The organism is Streptococcus sp. WM07 (assembly GCF_004570525.1).
Lineage (GTDB): Bacteria > Bacillota > Bacilli > Lactobacillales > Streptococcaceae > Streptococcus.
Genome location: NZ_SPPZ01000163.1, coordinates 1 through 486, shown reverse-complemented (window position 1 = coordinate 486; position 486 = coordinate 1). Strand labels below are relative to the sequence as shown.

Sequence of the window (486 nt, the reverse complement as noted above, 5' to 3'; positions counted from 1 at the left end):
CATTTTTATCCCTAGAACAATTTGGTGAATAATAAAAATCATCAGAAATTCCAATTGGTTATTGGTTGTTTCTGATGATTTTTTAGGCATTTACACAGATTCTTCTGAGGTATGAATAATTTGGGTTCTAATTCTAATCTTTTTCCCGGCGCTTACGAGATTTCATTCCTACAGTCGCCAAAATCATGCTTACTCCTAAAGCTGCAAGAGCAGGTGAATCTTCCTGACCAGTTTCAGGTAATTCATCAGCTACAAAGCTTAGCTTCCTAGAATCAGAATCTGGAACTGACTTAGATTGTATACCCGGAGTTGGTTTAGGATCAAGATTTGGTTCTGGCTTAGGTTTTAGTTCTAGCTTAGGTTCCGGATCTTTCTCATAAGGTACCGGTGTATCCTTGGATGGATCGTTTGGATCTGTAATTGATGGCGGTACATAACCTTTACTTGGATCTATTGGATCAACTGGCTTCAAGGGATTTCCATCTG

General features: G+C 38.7%; 1 protein-coding gene. It reads right to left on the bottom strand.

Translation table 11 applies throughout. The annotated features are described in order from the left end of the window. Positions 1 to 133: 133 nt before the first annotated feature. The coding region (locus tag E4T71_RS08875; protein ID WP_135038964.1) for an LPXTG cell wall anchor domain-containing protein at positions 134 to 486 on the bottom strand (353 nt) is incomplete at its 5' end.